Source organism: Paenibacillus dakarensis, assembly GCF_001373415.1.
GTDB classification, from domain to species: Bacteria; Bacillota; Bacilli; order Paenibacillales; family Paenibacillaceae; genus Paenibacillus_AQ; species Paenibacillus_AQ dakarensis.
This window is the reverse complement of record NZ_CDSE01000059.1, coordinates 1-16,365: the sequence shown is the minus strand read 5'-3', so window position 1 is coordinate 16,365 and position 16,365 is coordinate 1. Positions and strand designations below refer to the sequence as shown.

The 16,365-nt window shown below is 46.2% G+C and carries 17 protein-coding genes; all 17 read left to right on the top strand.

All coding sequences use genetic code 11. From position 1 onward, the window contains the following. The first annotated feature begins 42 nt into the window (after positions 1–42). The 17 genes from murD to BN1234_RS15320 all read left to right on the top strand — a co-directional run bounded on the left by murD (position 43) and on the right by BN1234_RS15320 (position 16,100). Entirely contained in the window at positions 43–1,464 is a 1,422-nt protein-coding gene (gene murD / locus BN1234_RS15400) for a UDP-N-acetylmuramoyl-L-alanine--D-glutamate ligase (protein WP_054957554.1), read from the top strand. Positions 1,465–1,513: 49 nt separating this feature from the next. Beyond that, entirely contained in the window at positions 1,514–2,611 is a 1,098-nt protein-coding gene (gene spoVE, locus BN1234_RS15395; protein WP_054957553.1) for a stage V sporulation protein E, read from the top strand. 5 nt (positions 2,612–2,616) lie between these two features. Then, the gene (gene murG, locus BN1234_RS15390; RefSeq protein WP_054957552.1) at positions 2,617–3,726 is read left to right on the top strand and encodes an undecaprenyldiphospho-muramoylpentapeptide beta-N-acetylglucosaminyltransferase; all 1,110 of its coding nucleotides are present in this window, start codon (positions 2,617–2,619) and stop codon (positions 3,724–3,726) included. A 159-nt stretch (positions 3,727–3,885) separates the two neighbouring features. Beyond that, positions 3,886–4,791, top strand: a complete 906-nt coding sequence (gene murB / locus BN1234_RS15385) for a UDP-N-acetylmuramate dehydrogenase (RefSeq protein ID WP_054957551.1) — start codon at positions 3,886–3,888, stop codon at positions 4,789–4,791. Between the two features lie 16 nt (positions 4,792–4,807). Next, a complete protein-coding gene (gene murA / locus BN1234_RS15380; RefSeq protein ID WP_054957550.1) occupies positions 4,808–6,091 on the top strand; it encodes a UDP-N-acetylglucosamine 1-carboxyvinyltransferase in 1,284 nt (427 codons plus the stop codon). Between the two features lie 65 nt (positions 6,092–6,156). After that, on the top strand, positions 6,157–6,924 hold the full coding sequence (locus tag BN1234_RS15375; protein WP_054957549.1) for a cell division protein FtsQ/DivIB: 768 nt from the start codon (positions 6,157–6,159) through the stop codon (positions 6,922–6,924). A gap of 197 nt (positions 6,925–7,121) precedes the next feature. Continuing rightward, a complete protein-coding gene (gene ftsA / locus BN1234_RS15370; protein ID WP_054957548.1) occupies positions 7,122–8,399 on the top strand; it encodes a cell division protein FtsA in 1,278 nt (425 codons plus the stop codon). 57 nt (positions 8,400–8,456) lie between these two features. Then, positions 8,457–9,590, top strand: coding sequence for a cell division protein FtsZ (gene ftsZ, locus BN1234_RS15365; protein ID WP_054957547.1), 1,134 nt, complete (start codon positions 8,457–8,459; stop codon positions 9,588–9,590). A gap of 261 nt (positions 9,591–9,851) precedes the next feature. Beyond that, positions 9,852–10,829, top strand: a complete 978-nt coding sequence (spoIIGA, locus tag BN1234_RS15360) for a sigma-E processing peptidase SpoIIGA (RefSeq protein WP_082423238.1) — start codon at positions 9,852–9,854, stop codon at positions 10,827–10,829. Positions 10,830–10,887: 58 nt separating this feature from the next. Next, the gene (gene sigE, locus BN1234_RS15355; RefSeq protein ID WP_054957545.1) at positions 10,888–11,610 is read left to right on the top strand and encodes an RNA polymerase sporulation sigma factor SigE; all 723 of its coding nucleotides are present in this window, start codon (positions 10,888–10,890) and stop codon (positions 11,608–11,610) included. Positions 11,611–11,687: 77 nt separating this feature from the next. Next, on the top strand, positions 11,688–12,470 hold the full coding sequence (sigG, locus tag BN1234_RS15350) for an RNA polymerase sporulation sigma factor SigG (RefSeq protein ID WP_054957544.1): 783 nt from the start codon (positions 11,688–11,690) through the stop codon (positions 12,468–12,470). A gap of 132 nt (positions 12,471–12,602) precedes the next feature. Further along, positions 12,603–12,944: a YlmC/YmxH family sporulation protein gene (locus tag BN1234_RS15345; RefSeq protein ID WP_054957543.1), complete on the top strand. Its 342-nt coding sequence runs from the start codon at positions 12,603–12,605 to the stop codon at positions 12,942–12,944. A gap of 82 nt (positions 12,945–13,026) precedes the next feature. After that, complete coding sequence (gene pgeF / locus BN1234_RS15340; protein ID WP_054957542.1) at positions 13,027–13,875, top strand: peptidoglycan editing factor PgeF; 849 nt, start codon at positions 13,027–13,029, stop codon at positions 13,873–13,875. 8 nt (positions 13,876–13,883) lie between these two features. Then, on the top strand, positions 13,884–14,573 hold the full coding sequence (locus tag BN1234_RS15335) for a YggS family pyridoxal phosphate-dependent enzyme (RefSeq protein ID WP_054957541.1): 690 nt from the start codon (positions 13,884–13,886) through the stop codon (positions 14,571–14,573). A 2-nt stretch (positions 14,574–14,575) separates the two neighbouring features. Then, the gene (locus BN1234_RS15330; RefSeq protein ID WP_054957540.1) at positions 14,576–15,022 is read left to right on the top strand and encodes a cell division protein SepF; all 447 of its coding nucleotides are present in this window, start codon (positions 14,576–14,578) and stop codon (positions 15,020–15,022) included. Between the two features lie 8 nt (positions 15,023–15,030). Continuing rightward, a complete protein-coding gene (locus BN1234_RS15325) occupies positions 15,031–15,303 on the top strand; it encodes a YggT family protein (RefSeq protein WP_082423237.1) in 273 nt (90 codons plus the stop codon). 14 nt (positions 15,304–15,317) lie between these two features. Next, a complete protein-coding gene (locus tag BN1234_RS15320; RefSeq protein WP_170308058.1) occupies positions 15,318–16,100 on the top strand; it encodes a YlmH family RNA-binding protein in 783 nt (260 codons plus the stop codon). The last annotated feature ends 265 nt before the right edge of the window (positions 16,101–16,365 follow it).

Below are 16,365 nucleotides of genomic sequence, written 5' to 3'. Positions count from 1 at the left end.
ATTGGCGGGACTAGGACTTTATATTAACAAGGGGTTGTAATGATGAAGCATCCAGAGTTTTACCGAGATAAAGAAGTTATTGTCTTAGGACTTGCCAAAAGCGGAGTGCAAGTAGCTAAAGTTCTCCATCAAGCGGGAGCACTTGTAACCGTCAATGATCAAAAAGAACGGGAAGCATGTCCCGAAGCTTCGGAGCTCGAAGCTTTGGGTATTTCCGTTATCTGCGGGGAGCATCCGGAAGGACTTGTACATGAGGGAGTTTCGCTTATGGTGAAAAATCCCGGTATTCCTTATCATGTACCACCTGTAGTGAGAGCTCAAGAACTGGGTATTCCGGTTGTGACGGAGGTGGAGGTTGCCTTCCATCTTTGCCGTGCTCCCATTATTGGGATAACGGGTTCGAATGGTAAAACGACGACTACAACATGGGTAGGCAAGCTGCTGGAGGCAGCAGGCATGGCACCGATCGTGGCCGGGAACATAGGGACACCATTGAGCCAAGCTGCCCAGGAAGCGAATGAAAATAACTGGATGGTCGTTGAGCTCAGCAGTTTTCAGCTTAAAGGGACAGAAGAATTTCGTCCGCGGATTTCCTGTCTGCTAAACCTGGCGGAGACGCATTTGGATTATCATGGCGATATGGAGGATTATATTGCTTCCAAAGCCAAGCTGTTTAGCAACCAGACTGCGGACGATACAGCAGTACTTAATTGGGATGATCCGGTATGCCGGAGCCTCGTGCCTTATATAAAAGCTCACATTCTACCTTTTTCGATTAATGAGAGCCTTCGGGAAGGTGTGCATGTGGTTCCGCCATACTTGCCAGGTGTAGAAGATGAAGCGAGCCGTACAATTGTTTATACGGACGATAAAGGCTTCAGCCATGAGATCCTTTCAGTTGACGATATCGGTCTGCTGGGTAGATTCAATGTTTCCAATGCAATGGCTGCTTGTGCGATCGCAATCGCTGCTGGAGCTGACATTTCAACACTTGCAGGTCCTCTTAAGAATTTCAAGGGGGTTGAACACCGTCTTGAATTTGTGATGGATATTCAAGGGGTTTCCTATTACAACAACTCGAAAGCAACAAATTCAAAAGCAACATATAATGCTTTAATGTCACTTGAGCGTCCGATTGTTCTGATTGCGGGTGGTCTTGACCGTGGCTTGGATTACGAAGAACTCGTACCAGCTTTACGCGAAAGAGTTAAATCCGTGGTACTTCTTGGCGAAACAAAGGAAAAATTAGCGAAGGCTGCGCAGCAAGCGGGATTAAAGGAAATCACACTCGTCGATAATGGTGAGGACGCCGCCGCTGTGCTTACCTATGCCGTAAAGAAAGCAGCAGCCATAGCTGAGCCTGGAGACATTGTTCTTCTATCACCAGCTTGCGCAAGTTGGGATATGTTTCCTTCTTTCGAAGTGCGTGGAAGCATTTTTAAAGAGGCGGTGCATAATCTGTAAGTAGGGGGGTGGATAAGCCCCTACTTCGTATGCTAAAGGTGGCCTCTTCATGAACAAGAATCGTCCGGCGCCTGATTTATGGCTCCTGATTAGTATTTTGGCCCTGCTGGCCATTGGAATTGTTATGGTGTACAGCGCTGGTTCCGTACTCGCTTTTCATGACTACGGAGATCGATTTTACTTTGTGAAGCGGCAGCTGCTGTTTGCCGGACTTGGACTTGCTGCTATGTACTTCACAGCCAGTATGGATTTTCGTGTATGGAAAAAGTATGCGAAGCTTGGCTTGCTGATTTGCTTCTTTATGCTGGTCATCGTGTTGATTCCCGGTGTAGGAGTTGTGCGGGGCGGAGCCAGAAGCTGGCTTGGAATCAGTTCATTCGGTATTCAGCCTTCAGAATTTATGAAGCTTGGGATGATACTCTTTCTTTCAAGGTGGCTTAGTCGTGAAGATTACAGCATTACTTCCTTCTCAAGAGGACTTTTGCCCCCTCTCGGGCTGATCGGTCTGGCTTTTGGCTTGATTATGCTGCAGCCCGATTTGGGAACAGGAGCAGTTATGCTGGGTGCAGCGCTTATGATTGTATTTACGGCTGGTGCAAAAATGAAGCATTTGGGTATTCTTGCATTGGGCGGTGTTGCGGGGTTCATTGGACTCATTTTGACAGCACCGTACAGGCTGAAACGAATTACCGGCTTTCTTGATCCTTGGGCAGATCCTCTTGGGACAGGGTATCAGATTATTCAATCGCTTTATGCAATTGGTCCGGGCGGTCTGGGCGGTCTGGGCCTGGGGATGAGCCGTCAGAAATACAGTTATGTTCCCGAACCCCAGACGGATTTCATCTTTGCGATTTTGGCTGAAGAATTAGGTTTTATTGGCGGATTAATCGTGCTGCTGCTCTTCCTGACACTCGTCTGGAGAGGTATGCGAATAGCGATGACCGTAGAGGATGGCTTTGGGAGCCTGCTGGCTGTAGGAATTATTGGTATGGTTGCGATACAGGTCGTTATCAACATAGGCGTAGTTATCGGTTTGATGCCTGTTACAGGCATCACGCTTCCGCTGATAAGCTATGGGGGCAGTTCCTTGACGCTGATGCTGACCGCGCTTGGCATTTTATTAAATATATCCCGTTATGCGAGGTGAACGGCATGCGTGTCGTATTAACCGGCGGCGGAACAGGGGGACATATTTACCCCGCCGTCGCTATTGCTAGACAATTTGAAGCGGAAGATCCGAACACCGCTTTTTTATATATCGGAGGCAAGAATGGTCTCGAAAGCAAGCTTGTTCCACAGGAAAATCTTCCTTTTGAAAGCATTGATATTACCGGCTTCCGCCGGAAGATGTCATTCGATAATGTAAAGACTGTAATGCGCTTTTTAAAAGGTGTATCTACAAGTAAAAAATTACTTAAAAAATTCAAGCCGGATGTGGTTATCGGTACGGGTGGTTATGTGTGCGGCCCGGTTGTGTATGCAGCCGCCCGGCTCGGTATTCCTACGATGATTCATGAGCAGAATGCAATCCCCGGATTGACTAATCAGTTCTTGAGTCGTTACGCCTCTACTGTAGCTGTTAGCTTTGAAGGATCGGAGAAATCCTTCCCGAAGGCCAAGAGAGCGATTTATACGGGCAATCCGAGGGCAACTACAGTCCAATCCGCTAACCGTGAACGGGGCTTCGCTTCACTCGGCATTCCGATGGACAGCACTGTTGTGCTTGTTGTTGGAGGAAGCCGAGGGGCAAAGGCAATTAATACAGCGATGATCGGTATGGCACCTTTGCTAAAAAAACTGCCGGATGTGCATTTTGTTTATGTGACGGGTGAACTGTATTTTGAAGGGACTCGTGAGGCGGTTCGCAGTCAATTGGGTACAATGCCGAATCATCTTCATATCGTTCCTTATGTGCATAATATGCCGGAGGTTCTGGCTTCCACCTCGTTGATTGTTAACCGGGCAGGCGCTTCATTTTTGGCAGAAACGACCTCGTTAGGCATTCCGTCTGTGCTGATTCCCTCTCCGAATGTGACGAACAATCACCAAGAGGCGAATGCACGGCGGCTCGAAGACGCGGGTGCGTCGAGAATGATTCTTGAAAAAGATCTGACTGCCGAAACGCTGTTCTCCCGAATTGAAGAAATTATGGAGGATAAAGCGACACGACAATCGATGTCTGAAGCATCAAAACGGCTTGGAAAGCCTGATTCTGCAGCTGTTATTGTTAAGGAAATTCGGCGGCTGGTGAACAGCCGTTAAAACGGCTGGGCGATTGTCACACACTTATGGAGCTTTACATAAGATACTCTATAATCGTGACAATCTCACCCAAAAGGCCGGAATCATCTAGGGCGGCCATCTCTTCGTTAAGCCGGGGAATGGCCTTTTCGGTTTTGAAGTTAAGGGAGGTTTTGTAAGATGCAGCAGTGGGAATCACAGCTATCGCAATCAAACGTTGGAGCAATATTCCGGAATGAACCGCTGGCTAAATATACAACGTGGAAAATAGGCGGTCCTGCCGATGTTCTAGTTGTCCCGGAAACGAAGGAACAATTGGCAGAACTGATGTCCATTCTCCATTCCCACAGCATCCCGTGGATGCAGCTAGGTCGTGGATCCAACATGCTTATATCCGATAAAGGAATACGCGGAGCCGTTATCAAGCTGGGTCAAGGGTTCGATGAGGTAGTCTTTGACGGAGACATGGTTATAGCCGGAGGAAGCATGTCATTCGTTAAACTCAGCGTTCTAGCCGGTAAAAATGGTTTAACCGGTTTGGAATTCGCAGGGGGAATACCTGGATCTGTTGGAGGGGCTGTTTATATGAATGCCGGTGCCCACGGGTCTGATGTGTCACGCATATTTAAGTCCGCTGACATTGTACTGGAGTCAGGAGAATTGGTTCATTACTCTGCGGAAGACATGGAGTTTGATTATCGCCATTCTGTTCTTCATGGACAGAAAGGGGTTGTAACTCAAGCGGTATTTCAACTTCAACATGGTGACCGAAAGGAAATCTCAGCGGCTATGGCTTCCTATAAGGACCGCCGGCGCCGTACACAGCCGCTTCAATCCGCGACTGCGGGCAGCGTATTTCGTAATCCGCCAGGAGATCACGCCGCACGATTGATTGAAGCGTCCGAACTAAAGGGATTTCGAATCGGAGGTGCCGAGATTTCGCTCCAGCATGCCAATTTTATCGAGAACACCGGTCAAGCGACAGCAGAGGACGTGCTCGCCTTAATGAAGCAAGTTCAGGAAACCGTTAAAGAGAGATACGGAATTACTCTGGTACCTGAAGTTTACGTCATGGGGGAGCGGTAAACTCGGAGGTGATACATTGGACAAATTGGTGATTGAGGGCGGAAGCCCCCTGTCAGGAACCATACGTATCCATGGAGCAAAAAATGCCGCTTTACCGATTCTGGCGGCGAGTCTTCTTGCCGACGGAAACGTTCGGCTAAACAATGTACCGCATTTGCTGGACATTGAAGTGATGCTGGATATTCTGAGTCGTCTTGGTTCAAAGTGTAAGCATGAACTGGAGACGGTTACTGTGGATACTTCATCCGCCAATTCGTTTCATGTACCGGAAGATTTAATGAAGCAGATGCGATCCTCCATCTTTTTGATGGGCCCTCTGCTGGCTCGATTCGGTGAAGTAACGATTTATCAGCCAGGAGGCTGTGCGATCGGTGAACGGAAAATCGACCTGCATCTTCAAGGACTTCAGGCATTAGGTGCTGAAATCGAGGAAAGTGATCATAAGATCCACTGTAAAGCAGCCCGTTTAAGAGGTGCGGATATACATCTTGATTTTGCTAGTGTGGGAGCTACGGAGAATATTATGATGGCCGCTGCCACTGCAAAAGGCACCACGGTGCTTACCAATGCAGCAAGGGAGCCGGAAATACAGGATCTCCAGCATTTTTTGAATAAGATGGGTGCAAATATATTAGGAGCCGGGACAGACACCATCACTATACACGGGGTAGAACGGCTGGAACCATGTGAATATGAGATCATCCCTGATCGCATTGTTGCCGGAACTGTAATGATTGCGGCAGCAGCCACGCGCGGCTCAGTGACGCTGACAAGGTGCAATCCGTCGCACTTAAATTCTCTTATACATGTACTGAAGCGCGCAGGTGTTCAAACTAGTATCTGCAATGATATAATGAATATTAGCTGCATGGGCCGCCCTAAGTCTATTGAGAGGATTGTAACTTCTCCCTATCCGTCATTCCCAACTGACCTGCAGTCTCAAGTGATGGTACTTCTGTCACTTGCAGATGGATTCAGTGTTATGAAAGAAACCGTATTTGAGGGACGCTTTAAGCATGTAGAAGAACTGACCCGAATGGGCGCTGATATTTCTACAGATATGAACTGTGCCTTTATTCGCGGAGTACAGAGAATTTATGGTGCTACTGTAGAGGCAACTGATCTTAGAGCGGGTGCTGCCTTAGTTATTGCAGGGCTTGCTGCCCAAGGCACAACGGTCGTAGAACAGATTCATCATATTGATCGCGGCTACGACCGGATTGAGAATATGTTCCAGGGTCTGGGTGCTAAGATTTACCGCCAGTCGCCTATACCCAAACCGCTAGATTTAGCGAATTGATAATGATCCTGAATCATCCCTCCCATGGCGGGAGGGATGACAGGTGTTCCTGGAGAGAAGAGGATATGCCAAAGACTCAGATCCCTGTACTGAAAGAGGACAGGCCTAAACCCAAAACTGGCAGAAGAATTATATTTATATTAATGCTTCTGTTTATAGCGCTGCTTGTTGTGCTTTTTTTCCGTTCGCCTGTAAGCAAGGTTACGGAGATTCACTTTACCGGAAATACGTTTAATTCAGAAGGGCAACTGAAAGAAAAGACGGGGATTTATGCTGGAGTTCAGTATTTCAGCGTATCAGAGGGGAAAGTGAAAGAGCAGCTGGCTTCATTAGGGACTATTCAATCTGTTGAAGTGGACAAGCAGTTTCCCGGAGTGATCAATGTTAACGTTGTTGAATATCCAACCGTAGCCTACGAGCTGGATAAGGATGGAGGTTTACAGGCTATTCTGTCCACTGGCAAGTCGGTTCCAGTATCTGCAAGTGGAATCGCTGTAGAGAAGCCGATTTTGACGCAGTGGGAGCAAAAGGATCCAAATAAAGCTAAACTTAGTAAAGTATTAGCCGATATTCCTAACAGAATGACATCTGATATCTCTGAAATTATTCCATCACCAACGCCTTCTTTTCCTGACCGTATCAAGCTGTATACGAGGTCCAAATTTGAAGTAATAACAGCTGTTTCTCTGCTGCAGGACAAGGTTGAATATCTTAATCAAGTGATTGAGATGGAGGAGCCGGGCATCATTACGATGCTGGAGGCCGATTCTTATGAACCTTTTAAGTCTGAGAATATAGAAGAGGAAACGGAAGGGACCCCTACTCAGGAGTAAGAAGAAATGTTACAATTGAACATGTTGACACTTCGAGCCTCTCCCTCTCTTTTCTTTGACTTTTTGGGATATTACTAGCAGAAGTTGGCACTAAAAAAATTGTAGAAAAAAGAGGGATAGCCCCGCGCGTGTTGAATAAGTAGAAAAGTGTTTATTTTATTTATTATTTCAATGAGAGATGCAGGAGGTGCCAGAGCTTGAGCAACAATGACATCATTGTTAGTTTGGACATCGGTACATCCAAAGTTCGTGCTATTATTGGGGAAATTAATAATGGAACCTTTAATATTATTGGAGTTGGATCTGCCGACTCGGAGGGAATTCGAAAAGGTGCAATTGTAGATATCGATCAGACCGTACAATCTATTCGCAATGCAGTTGACCATGCGGAGCGTATGGTTGAAATTCAAATATCCGAAGTGTACGTCGGAATTTCCGGGAACCATATTGGACTTCAATCGAGCCATGGAGTAGTGGCGGTATCGAACGAGGATCGTGAGATTGGTGAGGATGATATTGACCGGGTGCTGAAAGCAGCCGAAGTTGTAGCATTACCTCCAGATCGTGAAATTATCGATGTAGTTGCTAGACAGTTTGTAGTAGACGGTTTGGAAGGGATTTCTGATCCGCGTGGAATGATTGGTGTCCGCCTTGAAGTTGATGCGACAATAATTACAGGTGCTAAAACGGCGATACATAATCTTTTACGATGTGTGGAAAAGTCTGGACTGAAAGTTAAAGATCTTGTGCTGATTCCGCTAGGTGCTGGACAGCTTGCGCTATCCAAGGACGAGAAGACAATGGGCTCCGTGCTTGTTGACATCGGCGCTGGATCAACTACACTTACCGTTTTCGAGGGAGGCAGCATATCTGCTACTTCCACGCTGCCGATAGGTGGAGATTTTGTTACGAACGATATTGCCTATGGACTTCGTACATTAACAGATCAGGCTGAAAAGGTTAAGCTTAAATATGGATGCGCGTTAATGGAAAATGCAGCTCCTGAAGTCACGTTTAAGGTGACCCGGATCGGCAGCAATGTGGACAAGGAGTTCACACAAGAGGATCTCGCAGCAATTATTGAACCTCGAGTTCAAGAAATATTCCAATTAGTACGTCAGGAAATCAAACGCTTGGGTTACAGTGAGCTTCCTGGAGGTTATATACTTACAGGTGGTACTATGTCCATGCCTGGAGTGCTAGAGGTGGCACAGGCCGAACTGGCGACTTCCGTTCGGATTGCCGTTCCCGATTTCATCGGTGTACGTGATCCAGGATATTGCAGTGGAGTCGGAATTCTTCATAACGCGATTCGCAATGTCCGGGTGCGCAACAATGGAGGAAACAGCAGCAATAACACGAAGAAACCGGCGAACCGTGCGAAGCAAAATCCTGCAGCAGCAACTCAGGAAAGCAAGAGCCAGAAGCCGGGATTTATGGAGCGTTTAAAAAATATGTTCAGCGAGTTTATATAGCGGGTTCATTGGACAGTGGACGTGCCATCCGCGCACAATGAGGGGGAGATGGATTAGATGTTGGAATTTGATTTTGAAATGGAGAGTTTGGCCCAGATTAAAGTGATCGGGGTCGGCGGCGGCGGTAGCAATGCAGTAAACCGCATGATCGAGAACGGCGTTCAAGGCGTCGAATTTATAACTGTAAATACGGATGCTCAGGCTTTGCATTTGGCAAAATCTGAACATAAGCTGCAGATAGGTGATAAGCTCACACGGGGACTTGGCGCTGGTGCCAATCCTGAAGTGGGTAAGAAGGCAGCTGAAGAATCCCGTGATCTGATCATGAATACACTGAAAGGTGCAGACATGGTGTTTGTCACTGCTGGTATGGGTGGCGGAACGGGTACTGGAGCAGCTCCAGTTATCGCTGAAATTGCTAAAGAGTGCGGTGCATTGACGGTAGGTGTGGTTACACGTCCATTTACTTTTGAAGGCCGTAAACGTTCTTCTCACGCAGAGCTAGGTATTGAAGCTCTTAAAGAGAAGGTAGATACGTTAATCGTTATTCCGAATGATCGTTTGCTGGAAATCGTAGATAAGAAGACTCCTATGCTCGAAGCATTCCGCGAAGCGGATAATGTTCTTCGTCAAGCAGTTCAAGGTATTTCTGACTTGATCGCTGTGCCGGGTCTCATTAACCTTGACTTTGCCGATGTGAAGACCATCATGACAGAGCGTGGTTCGGCACTTATGGGTATTGGTATGGCAACAGGTGAGAACCGTGCTGCAGAAGCTGCACGTAAAGCGATAATGAGTCCACTCCTTGAAACCTCGATTGAAGGTGCACGGGGTGTAATTATGAATATTACGGGCGGGGCGAATCTTTCTCTCTATGAAGTGAATGAAGCTGCAGAAATCGTAACTTCCGCATCCGATCCGGAAGTGAATATGATCTTCGGTGCTATTATCGAAGAAAATATGAAGGAAGAAATCAAAGTAACGGTCATTGCTACCGGCTTCGAAAGTAAACCGACACAAACACCTCAGCAGCCAGGACGTCGTCCTGTATCACCAGGCGAGAGTCAAAATCAGACTCAGCAGCAGGCGGACAAGAGTAATGTAAACCTGAGACCATTTGGAAATCAGGCAAATACGGATCAGTTGGATATTCCGACATTCTTGCGCAATCGCTCCCGTAACAACGATTAATTGTTTAAAAAGTCCGTTCCTCTTCTAGAAGAGGAACGGACTTTTTTTGTTTATTGCTGAATATCATATGTTCCATTTAACTGCGCTTCGTTTCTGTTTTTATAAACGTCCTCTATAAACTGCCTAACATCGACAAAAAAAGTCGGTGGACAACCCACAGGTTTAGACAGACTTTGAATTCTATTCTTCTTATACTAATATCATCTCCCACGGCTATGAATCACAATACCCCCGGAAAATCCGGCTAGGCGGGTGAATACCCTGGTTGTTTATATTGATCTGATCTTTCTAGCAAACTTGCTCATCGATGGTGTTTTACTCGCACTTACAGCTTGGATGAGAAGATTAAAGCCAAGATGGTGGAGACTGTTTCTATCAGCTGCGGCAGGTGCCATGTATGTTGTGATGATATTTGTGCCGGAGCTTAAGTTCTTGTTTACATTCTTGATCAAGTTCGGACTCTCTTTAATCATGCTTTGGATCGCTTTCGGTTTTGTGAGCTTACAAAGTTATTTGCGTAACTTAGCTTCTTTTTACATGGTGAACTTTGCGGCGGCTGGAGGTATTATCGGGTTTCACTATATGATGCAAAATTCGGGAGACTTATTCAAGGGGATCTGGTATACGGCCTCGGGCGGTCTTACTTTTGAATTAAAGATTGGCTTTTGGTTTGCCCTCATCGTTTTTTTTGTCGTTATATTGGTCTTTAAAGGTGTCCAGACAAATCGTCGGCAGGTTGAAAATCGGGAAAGTCTATTAGGTCATGTTACTGTCTGTATCGAAGATAAGGTAATTATATGTACAGGTCTGCTTGACACGGGTAATCAGCTGAGTGATCCGCTCAGCCGGACACCTGTAATGGTGATGGAAGCTTCTTTATGGGAATCCGAGCTTCCTCCAGCATGGGTAAAAAAGTTATCTGAAGGGGAACCGGACAAACTCATTATGGAGCTGGGTGAGACTGATTATGTCTGGCAAGACAGGTTAAGGCTTGTGCCGTACCGTGGTGTGAACAGGGGAGCAGCGTTCATGCTGGCCTTAAAACCAGACTCGGTACGAATTGAGCTTGGAGGGAAGGAGTACGTTTCTGCTAAGGTACTTATCGGATTTGATGGGGGAACACTTTCAGGTGAAGGTGCCTACCGTGCTATTATCCATCCAAGCCTTTTAGAGGGAGAAGGAAAGCCTGCTCCATGCAAAGACACAAAGTATCTCGGTAAACAGGAAAATTTGGTATAGGAGAAGTTTATGCTTACGAAGTAAGTTTCCCTTCGGGAAACTTTTAGGAGGATAAAGGATGCCAGTTAAATGGAGATTGAGACTGCAGCTGCAATATTACCGTGTTTTGTTTTTTCTCGGGTTAAAAAGTCAGGAAATTTATTATATCGGCGGCAGTGAGGCGCTTCCTCCGCCGCTTACTAGAGAAGAAGAGGAGTTTCTGCTTCAAAAGCTTCCTTCCGGAGACGCGGCCATTCGTGCCATGCTCATTGAACGTAATCTTCGGCTTGTGGTTTACATTGCCCGTAAATTCGAGAACACAGGCATTAACATTGAAGATTTGGTATCCATTGGGGCTATAGGCTTGATTAAAGCGGTCAATACGTTTGATCCGGAGAAGAAGATTAAACTCGCTACATACGCATCACGCTGTATTGAGAATGAGATCCTGATGTATTTGCGCCGAAATAGCAAGACCCGCAGTGAGGTGTCATTTGACGAGCCGCTTAATATCGACTGGGATGGAAATGAACTGCTTCTCTCTGACGTATTAGGAACGGAGAATGACACCATTGGACGGAATATTGAGGAACAGGTAGATCGTAAATTACTGCAAAAGGCGCTGGATAAATTAAGTGATCGGGAACGCCTGATTATGGAGCTGCGTTTCGGTCTTCAAGACGGTGAGGAGAAGACGCAAAAAGACGTGGCAGACCTGCTTGGCATCTCGCAATCTTATATTTCCCGATTGGAAAAGCGTATCATAAAACGGCTTCGCAAAGAATTCAACAAGATGGTTTAACTGGAAAACGTCAGGAATAAAATAAAGACCCAAGGAGATAATGTACATTAATGTTTCTCCTTGGGAGGTTAGTCATCATGACCCGAAACAAAGTTGAAATTTGTGGTGTGGATACGGCAAAACTGCCAGTTCTGACAAATGCGGAGATGAGAGAACTTTTTCATTCCTTACAGCAGAACAATGAACGATCAGCAAGGGAGAAATTGGTTAATGGCAACTTGAGGCTGGTGCTCAGCGTCATTCAGCGTTTTAACAACCGCGGTGAATTTGTTGATGATCTGTTCCAGGTAGGTTGTATCGGCCTCATGAAAGCCATTGATAACTTCGATCTATCGCAAAACGTTAAATTTTCCACCTACGCCGTACCGATGATTATCGGAGAAATACGCCGCTATTTAAGGGACAATAATCCGATTCGTGTATCGAGGTCCCTAAGGGATATCGCTTATAAGGCGCTGCAAATCAGGGATCAGCTTACGAATTTGAATTCTCGCGAACCAACCATTTTTGAAATTTCCGAAGCACTGAATGTGCCCAAGGAAGACGTTGTATTTGCACTCGATGCAATTCAGGACCCCGTTTCGCTGTTTGAACCGATCTATAACGATGGCGGAGATCCCATTTATGTAATGGATCAGATCAGTGATGATAAGAACAAAGATGTATCCTGGATTGAGGAAATTGCACTTCGTGAAGCCATGCATAAGCTGGGACAGCGTGAAAAGATGATTTTGTCCATGCGTTTTTATGAAGGTAAAACTCAGATGGAGGTCGCCGACGAAATTGGCATTTCCCAGGCACAGGTCTCGCGTCTTGAGAAATCAGCCATCAAGCAAATGCAAAAGCATGTGAAGACTTAAAGCTGTAAACGAATATGAATGATAACGCGATCCCTGTATGGGGTCGTTTTTTCTTTGTGTTAAAAAAGAAGTTATTTTGCGGACTTCCCACATATATTTAGAAATATACTACACATCCAGGGCGTGATGACGATGATTCCAGATAATCAGATGGTGGGGAAAATGATGAAAATTTCCGACTTTCAAACCAAAGATGTCATTAATATCATTGATGGCAAAAGGCTCGGACAGGTAAGTGACCTGGAGCTGGATTTAAGGCAGGGGCGTATTGAAGCGATTGTCGTACCAAGTTACGGCAGGTTCATGGGGTTATTCGGAGGCGGAAGCGACCTGATTATTCCATGGAGGAATATCGTAAAAATCGGCTCGGATGTCGTGCTTGTGAAGATGGAGGAAATCAGAAGGACGCCGGAAGAGCAAGAGCCTGCAGGATACTTGGAGCGGCCTGAGCGTGGAGACCGAAGAATGTATTAGTTCAAGGAGGATAATGCCAATTCGTCTAAAGAAAATGCATGGGCAGGCGCTTTTCTGTTAAACTGGTGGAGAGGTGGAGAACATGGAACCGTTTATGAAGGAAGACCGGCAGGGGCCGAGCTCATTTATCTTAAAAGCGTGGAACGAGGAGAGCACCGGCATCACGGCCGGTTTCAGTGGACGGGGAGGAGGAGTGGGCGCTGCTCCTTATGATAGTCTCAATCTGGCCCTCCATGTTGGTGATAATCCGGAGGACGTAATTGCCAATCGGAAGCTGGTGGCCGAGTCGCTAGGTTTCTCACTAGAGGATTGGACTTGCGCAGAGCAGGTGCATGGCAGCGATATAGCTGTCATTGGGCCGACAGAGCGTGGCCGCGGTAATATAGATCGGCAGTCTGCTATTCAGGACACAGACGGATTGCTGACGAATACGCCTGGTGTACTGCTGACTTCTTATTATGCAGACTGTGTGCCATTATATTTTTGGGATCCTGTTAATCAAGCAGTCGGATTGGCACATGCGGGCTGGAAAGGAACTGTAGCCGGCATTGCTAGCCGCATGGCAGAAAAGATGGCAGAGGAATTCGGCAGCCGTGCGAAAGATATTAGAGCCGCCATTGGTCCGTCTATAGGCCAATGTTGTTACGAAGTAGATGAAAAGGTTATGCTAAAGGTTAGAGATTTGGGATTGCCTGCACCGGGTAATGAATCAGATACAGATCTTTTTTACACCGATAAGAAAAACGGTAAATTTATGCTGAACTTGAAAGAAATAAACAGACACATTATGATAAAAGCAGGAATATTGACGGATCATATCGAATGTACTTCTTGGTGTACAAGCTGTCGTAATGAATTGTTCTTTTCTTACCGTAAAGACGGGGGAACGACAGGACGTATGGCAAGCTGGATTGGAGTAAGAAAGAGGTGAGTCTTCCCTTGAGTTTGATAGAGCGCATCAATCAAGTGGAACAGCAGGTGTCGGAAGCTTGCCGAAGAAGCGGAAGAAACCGTGACGAGGTTAATGTGATTGCTGTGACGAAATATGTCTCGGTAAAAATGACCGAAGCCGTATTGAATCAGGGAATCCGTCATATTGGTGAGAACCGCTGGCAGAATGCCGAGGAGAAATGGCGTGCTCTTGGTGAACGGGGAATATGGCATTTTATCGGTCATCTCCAGACGAATAAGGTGAAAGATGTAATCGGCAAGTTCCAATACATACATTCCCTCGATCGTCTGTCTCTTGCAAAAGAGCTTGATAAAAAAGCAGCGGCATTGAATGTGAATGTTTCTGCATTTATGCAGGTGAATATTTCTGGTGAATCAACGAAGTATGGTCTGCAGCCAGAACAGGCGGCTTCTTTTCTTGAAGAAATGAACCGTTTCAAGCATGTCAATGTGATCGGACTTATGACTATGGCTCCATTTGAAACTTCTGCAGAAGATACGCGTCCCGTATTCCGTGGCTTAAGACAACTAAGAGATGACCTGAACCAATTGGCGTTTACACCGGAGCCGATTACCGAATTATCTATGGGGATGTCCAATGATTTTGAAGTGGCAATAGAAGAAGGGGCTACCTGGGTGCGTTTGGGCTCTATTTTAGTTGGAAAAGAGGAGGAGTGACAATGGGCGTAATGAACCGCTTTATGAATTTTCTTGGATTGCAGGATGAAGAAGAGGTTGTTGAGCGTGAAGTGCTGGCTTCACAGGAAGAGACGGTGGAAACACCGCAGTTCGAGAACCGCAAAAGTGCTAAAGGCGGTAATGTAGTCAGTATACATTCACAGAAAAATGTTAAAGTTGTGCTGGTAGAGCCTCGTTCTTACGATGAAGCACAGGATATTGCTGATCATCTGCGGTCTTTCCGGACGGTTGTCGTTAATCTTCAGCGTGTCCGCAATGACCAGGCGCTTCGTATTATAGATTTTCTAAGTGGAACCGTATATGCGCTCGGAGGCGGGATTTCCAAAGTCGGCGGGAATATTTTCCTATGCACGCCGGATACCGTCGAGATTCAGGGCTCCATCACCGAGATTTTAGCAGACGAGCAAGATTACAACAGAATGAGGTGACCTAGGCTTTGACCGAAAATATTTATTTGCTGGTGGGCTATTTGTTTCAAATTTATTTCTACATGATTCTTGTATATGTGTTAATGTCATGGCTCCCGAATGTAAGGGAAAGCTTTATCGGAGAGCTGCTTGGTAAATTGGTTGAGCCTTACCTGTCACCATTCCGCCGCTTCATTCCGCCTATTGGAGGGATGCTCGACATTTCGCCAATCGTTGCATTGTTTGTTTTGAATTTGGTGCAGAGTGGAGTGTATGGTGTATTGGACTTTTTGCTCAGGTAGAAAGGACTTGAATGATGCGTCCAGAGATATATGAACACTTTCACCCGGATGAGCGGGAATTTGTCGATAAAGCTTGGGAATGGGTCCAGAATGCAGGTCAATATCATGAAACGAAGCTAACGGACTTTCTGGATCCTCGCCAGCGGTTCATACTGGAAAGCCTCGTTAACCGCCACCCGGATGTACATGCTGTATATGATGGAGGTCATTCAGAAGCCGAACGTGTCCGTGCTATAATTGCTCCAGATTACAGAGATTTAAGTGATGAAGATTTTGAGATGAAAGTGCTCGCTATCACTTCAGGTGATCAGAAGTTCCTCTCACTGGAGCATGGTGATTATATGGGATCGGTGCTTGGACTCGGTATTAAACGTTCGAAGATCGGGGACATTCATGTGCTTGAGGATGGCTGTCATGTAGTCGTGGCTGAGGACATCGGCAATTATCTGCATTTGAACCTAAGCCAAGTACACCGTGTGCATGTAATGACAGAGCTTCTTCCCATTCAGGAGCTTCGTGTGAAGGAAGTACAGCTTGAGACAATGGAACTGACCGCAGCTTCCCTTCGTCTGGATGGGATCGCAAGCGATGTACATCGTATCAGCCGTACAAAGATCGTGGTTCCCATCAAGGCGGGCCGATGCCGGGTAAATTGGAAGGTCACTGAAGATCCATCCACCATGCTGAAAGAAGGCGATATGGTTTCCATACAGGGCTTCGGCCGCTTCAAAGTGCTGGAAACTGGAGGCTTGACCAAGAAAGGGCGATACCGCATCAAGGTCGGTAAGTTCGCCTGAGGTGCTTGAAGCATTTCCGTTTTTTGTCGAAACACTCAGAAAATGCGAAGTGTTGTAATTATTTATTTAATTTATTTATTTGGCAGTAATCTTTTTGAGGGGTTATGCCGATACATTTGTTGACCGCTTGCATTACAATGGGGTGGTTCGGCTTCGGGATCACAGATAAATCTGTCATTGCGTAGCCATATTCTTAGGAGGTGCACATCATGCCATTAACACCGCTGGACATACATAACAAAGAGTTTGCCCGCCGTATCCGTGG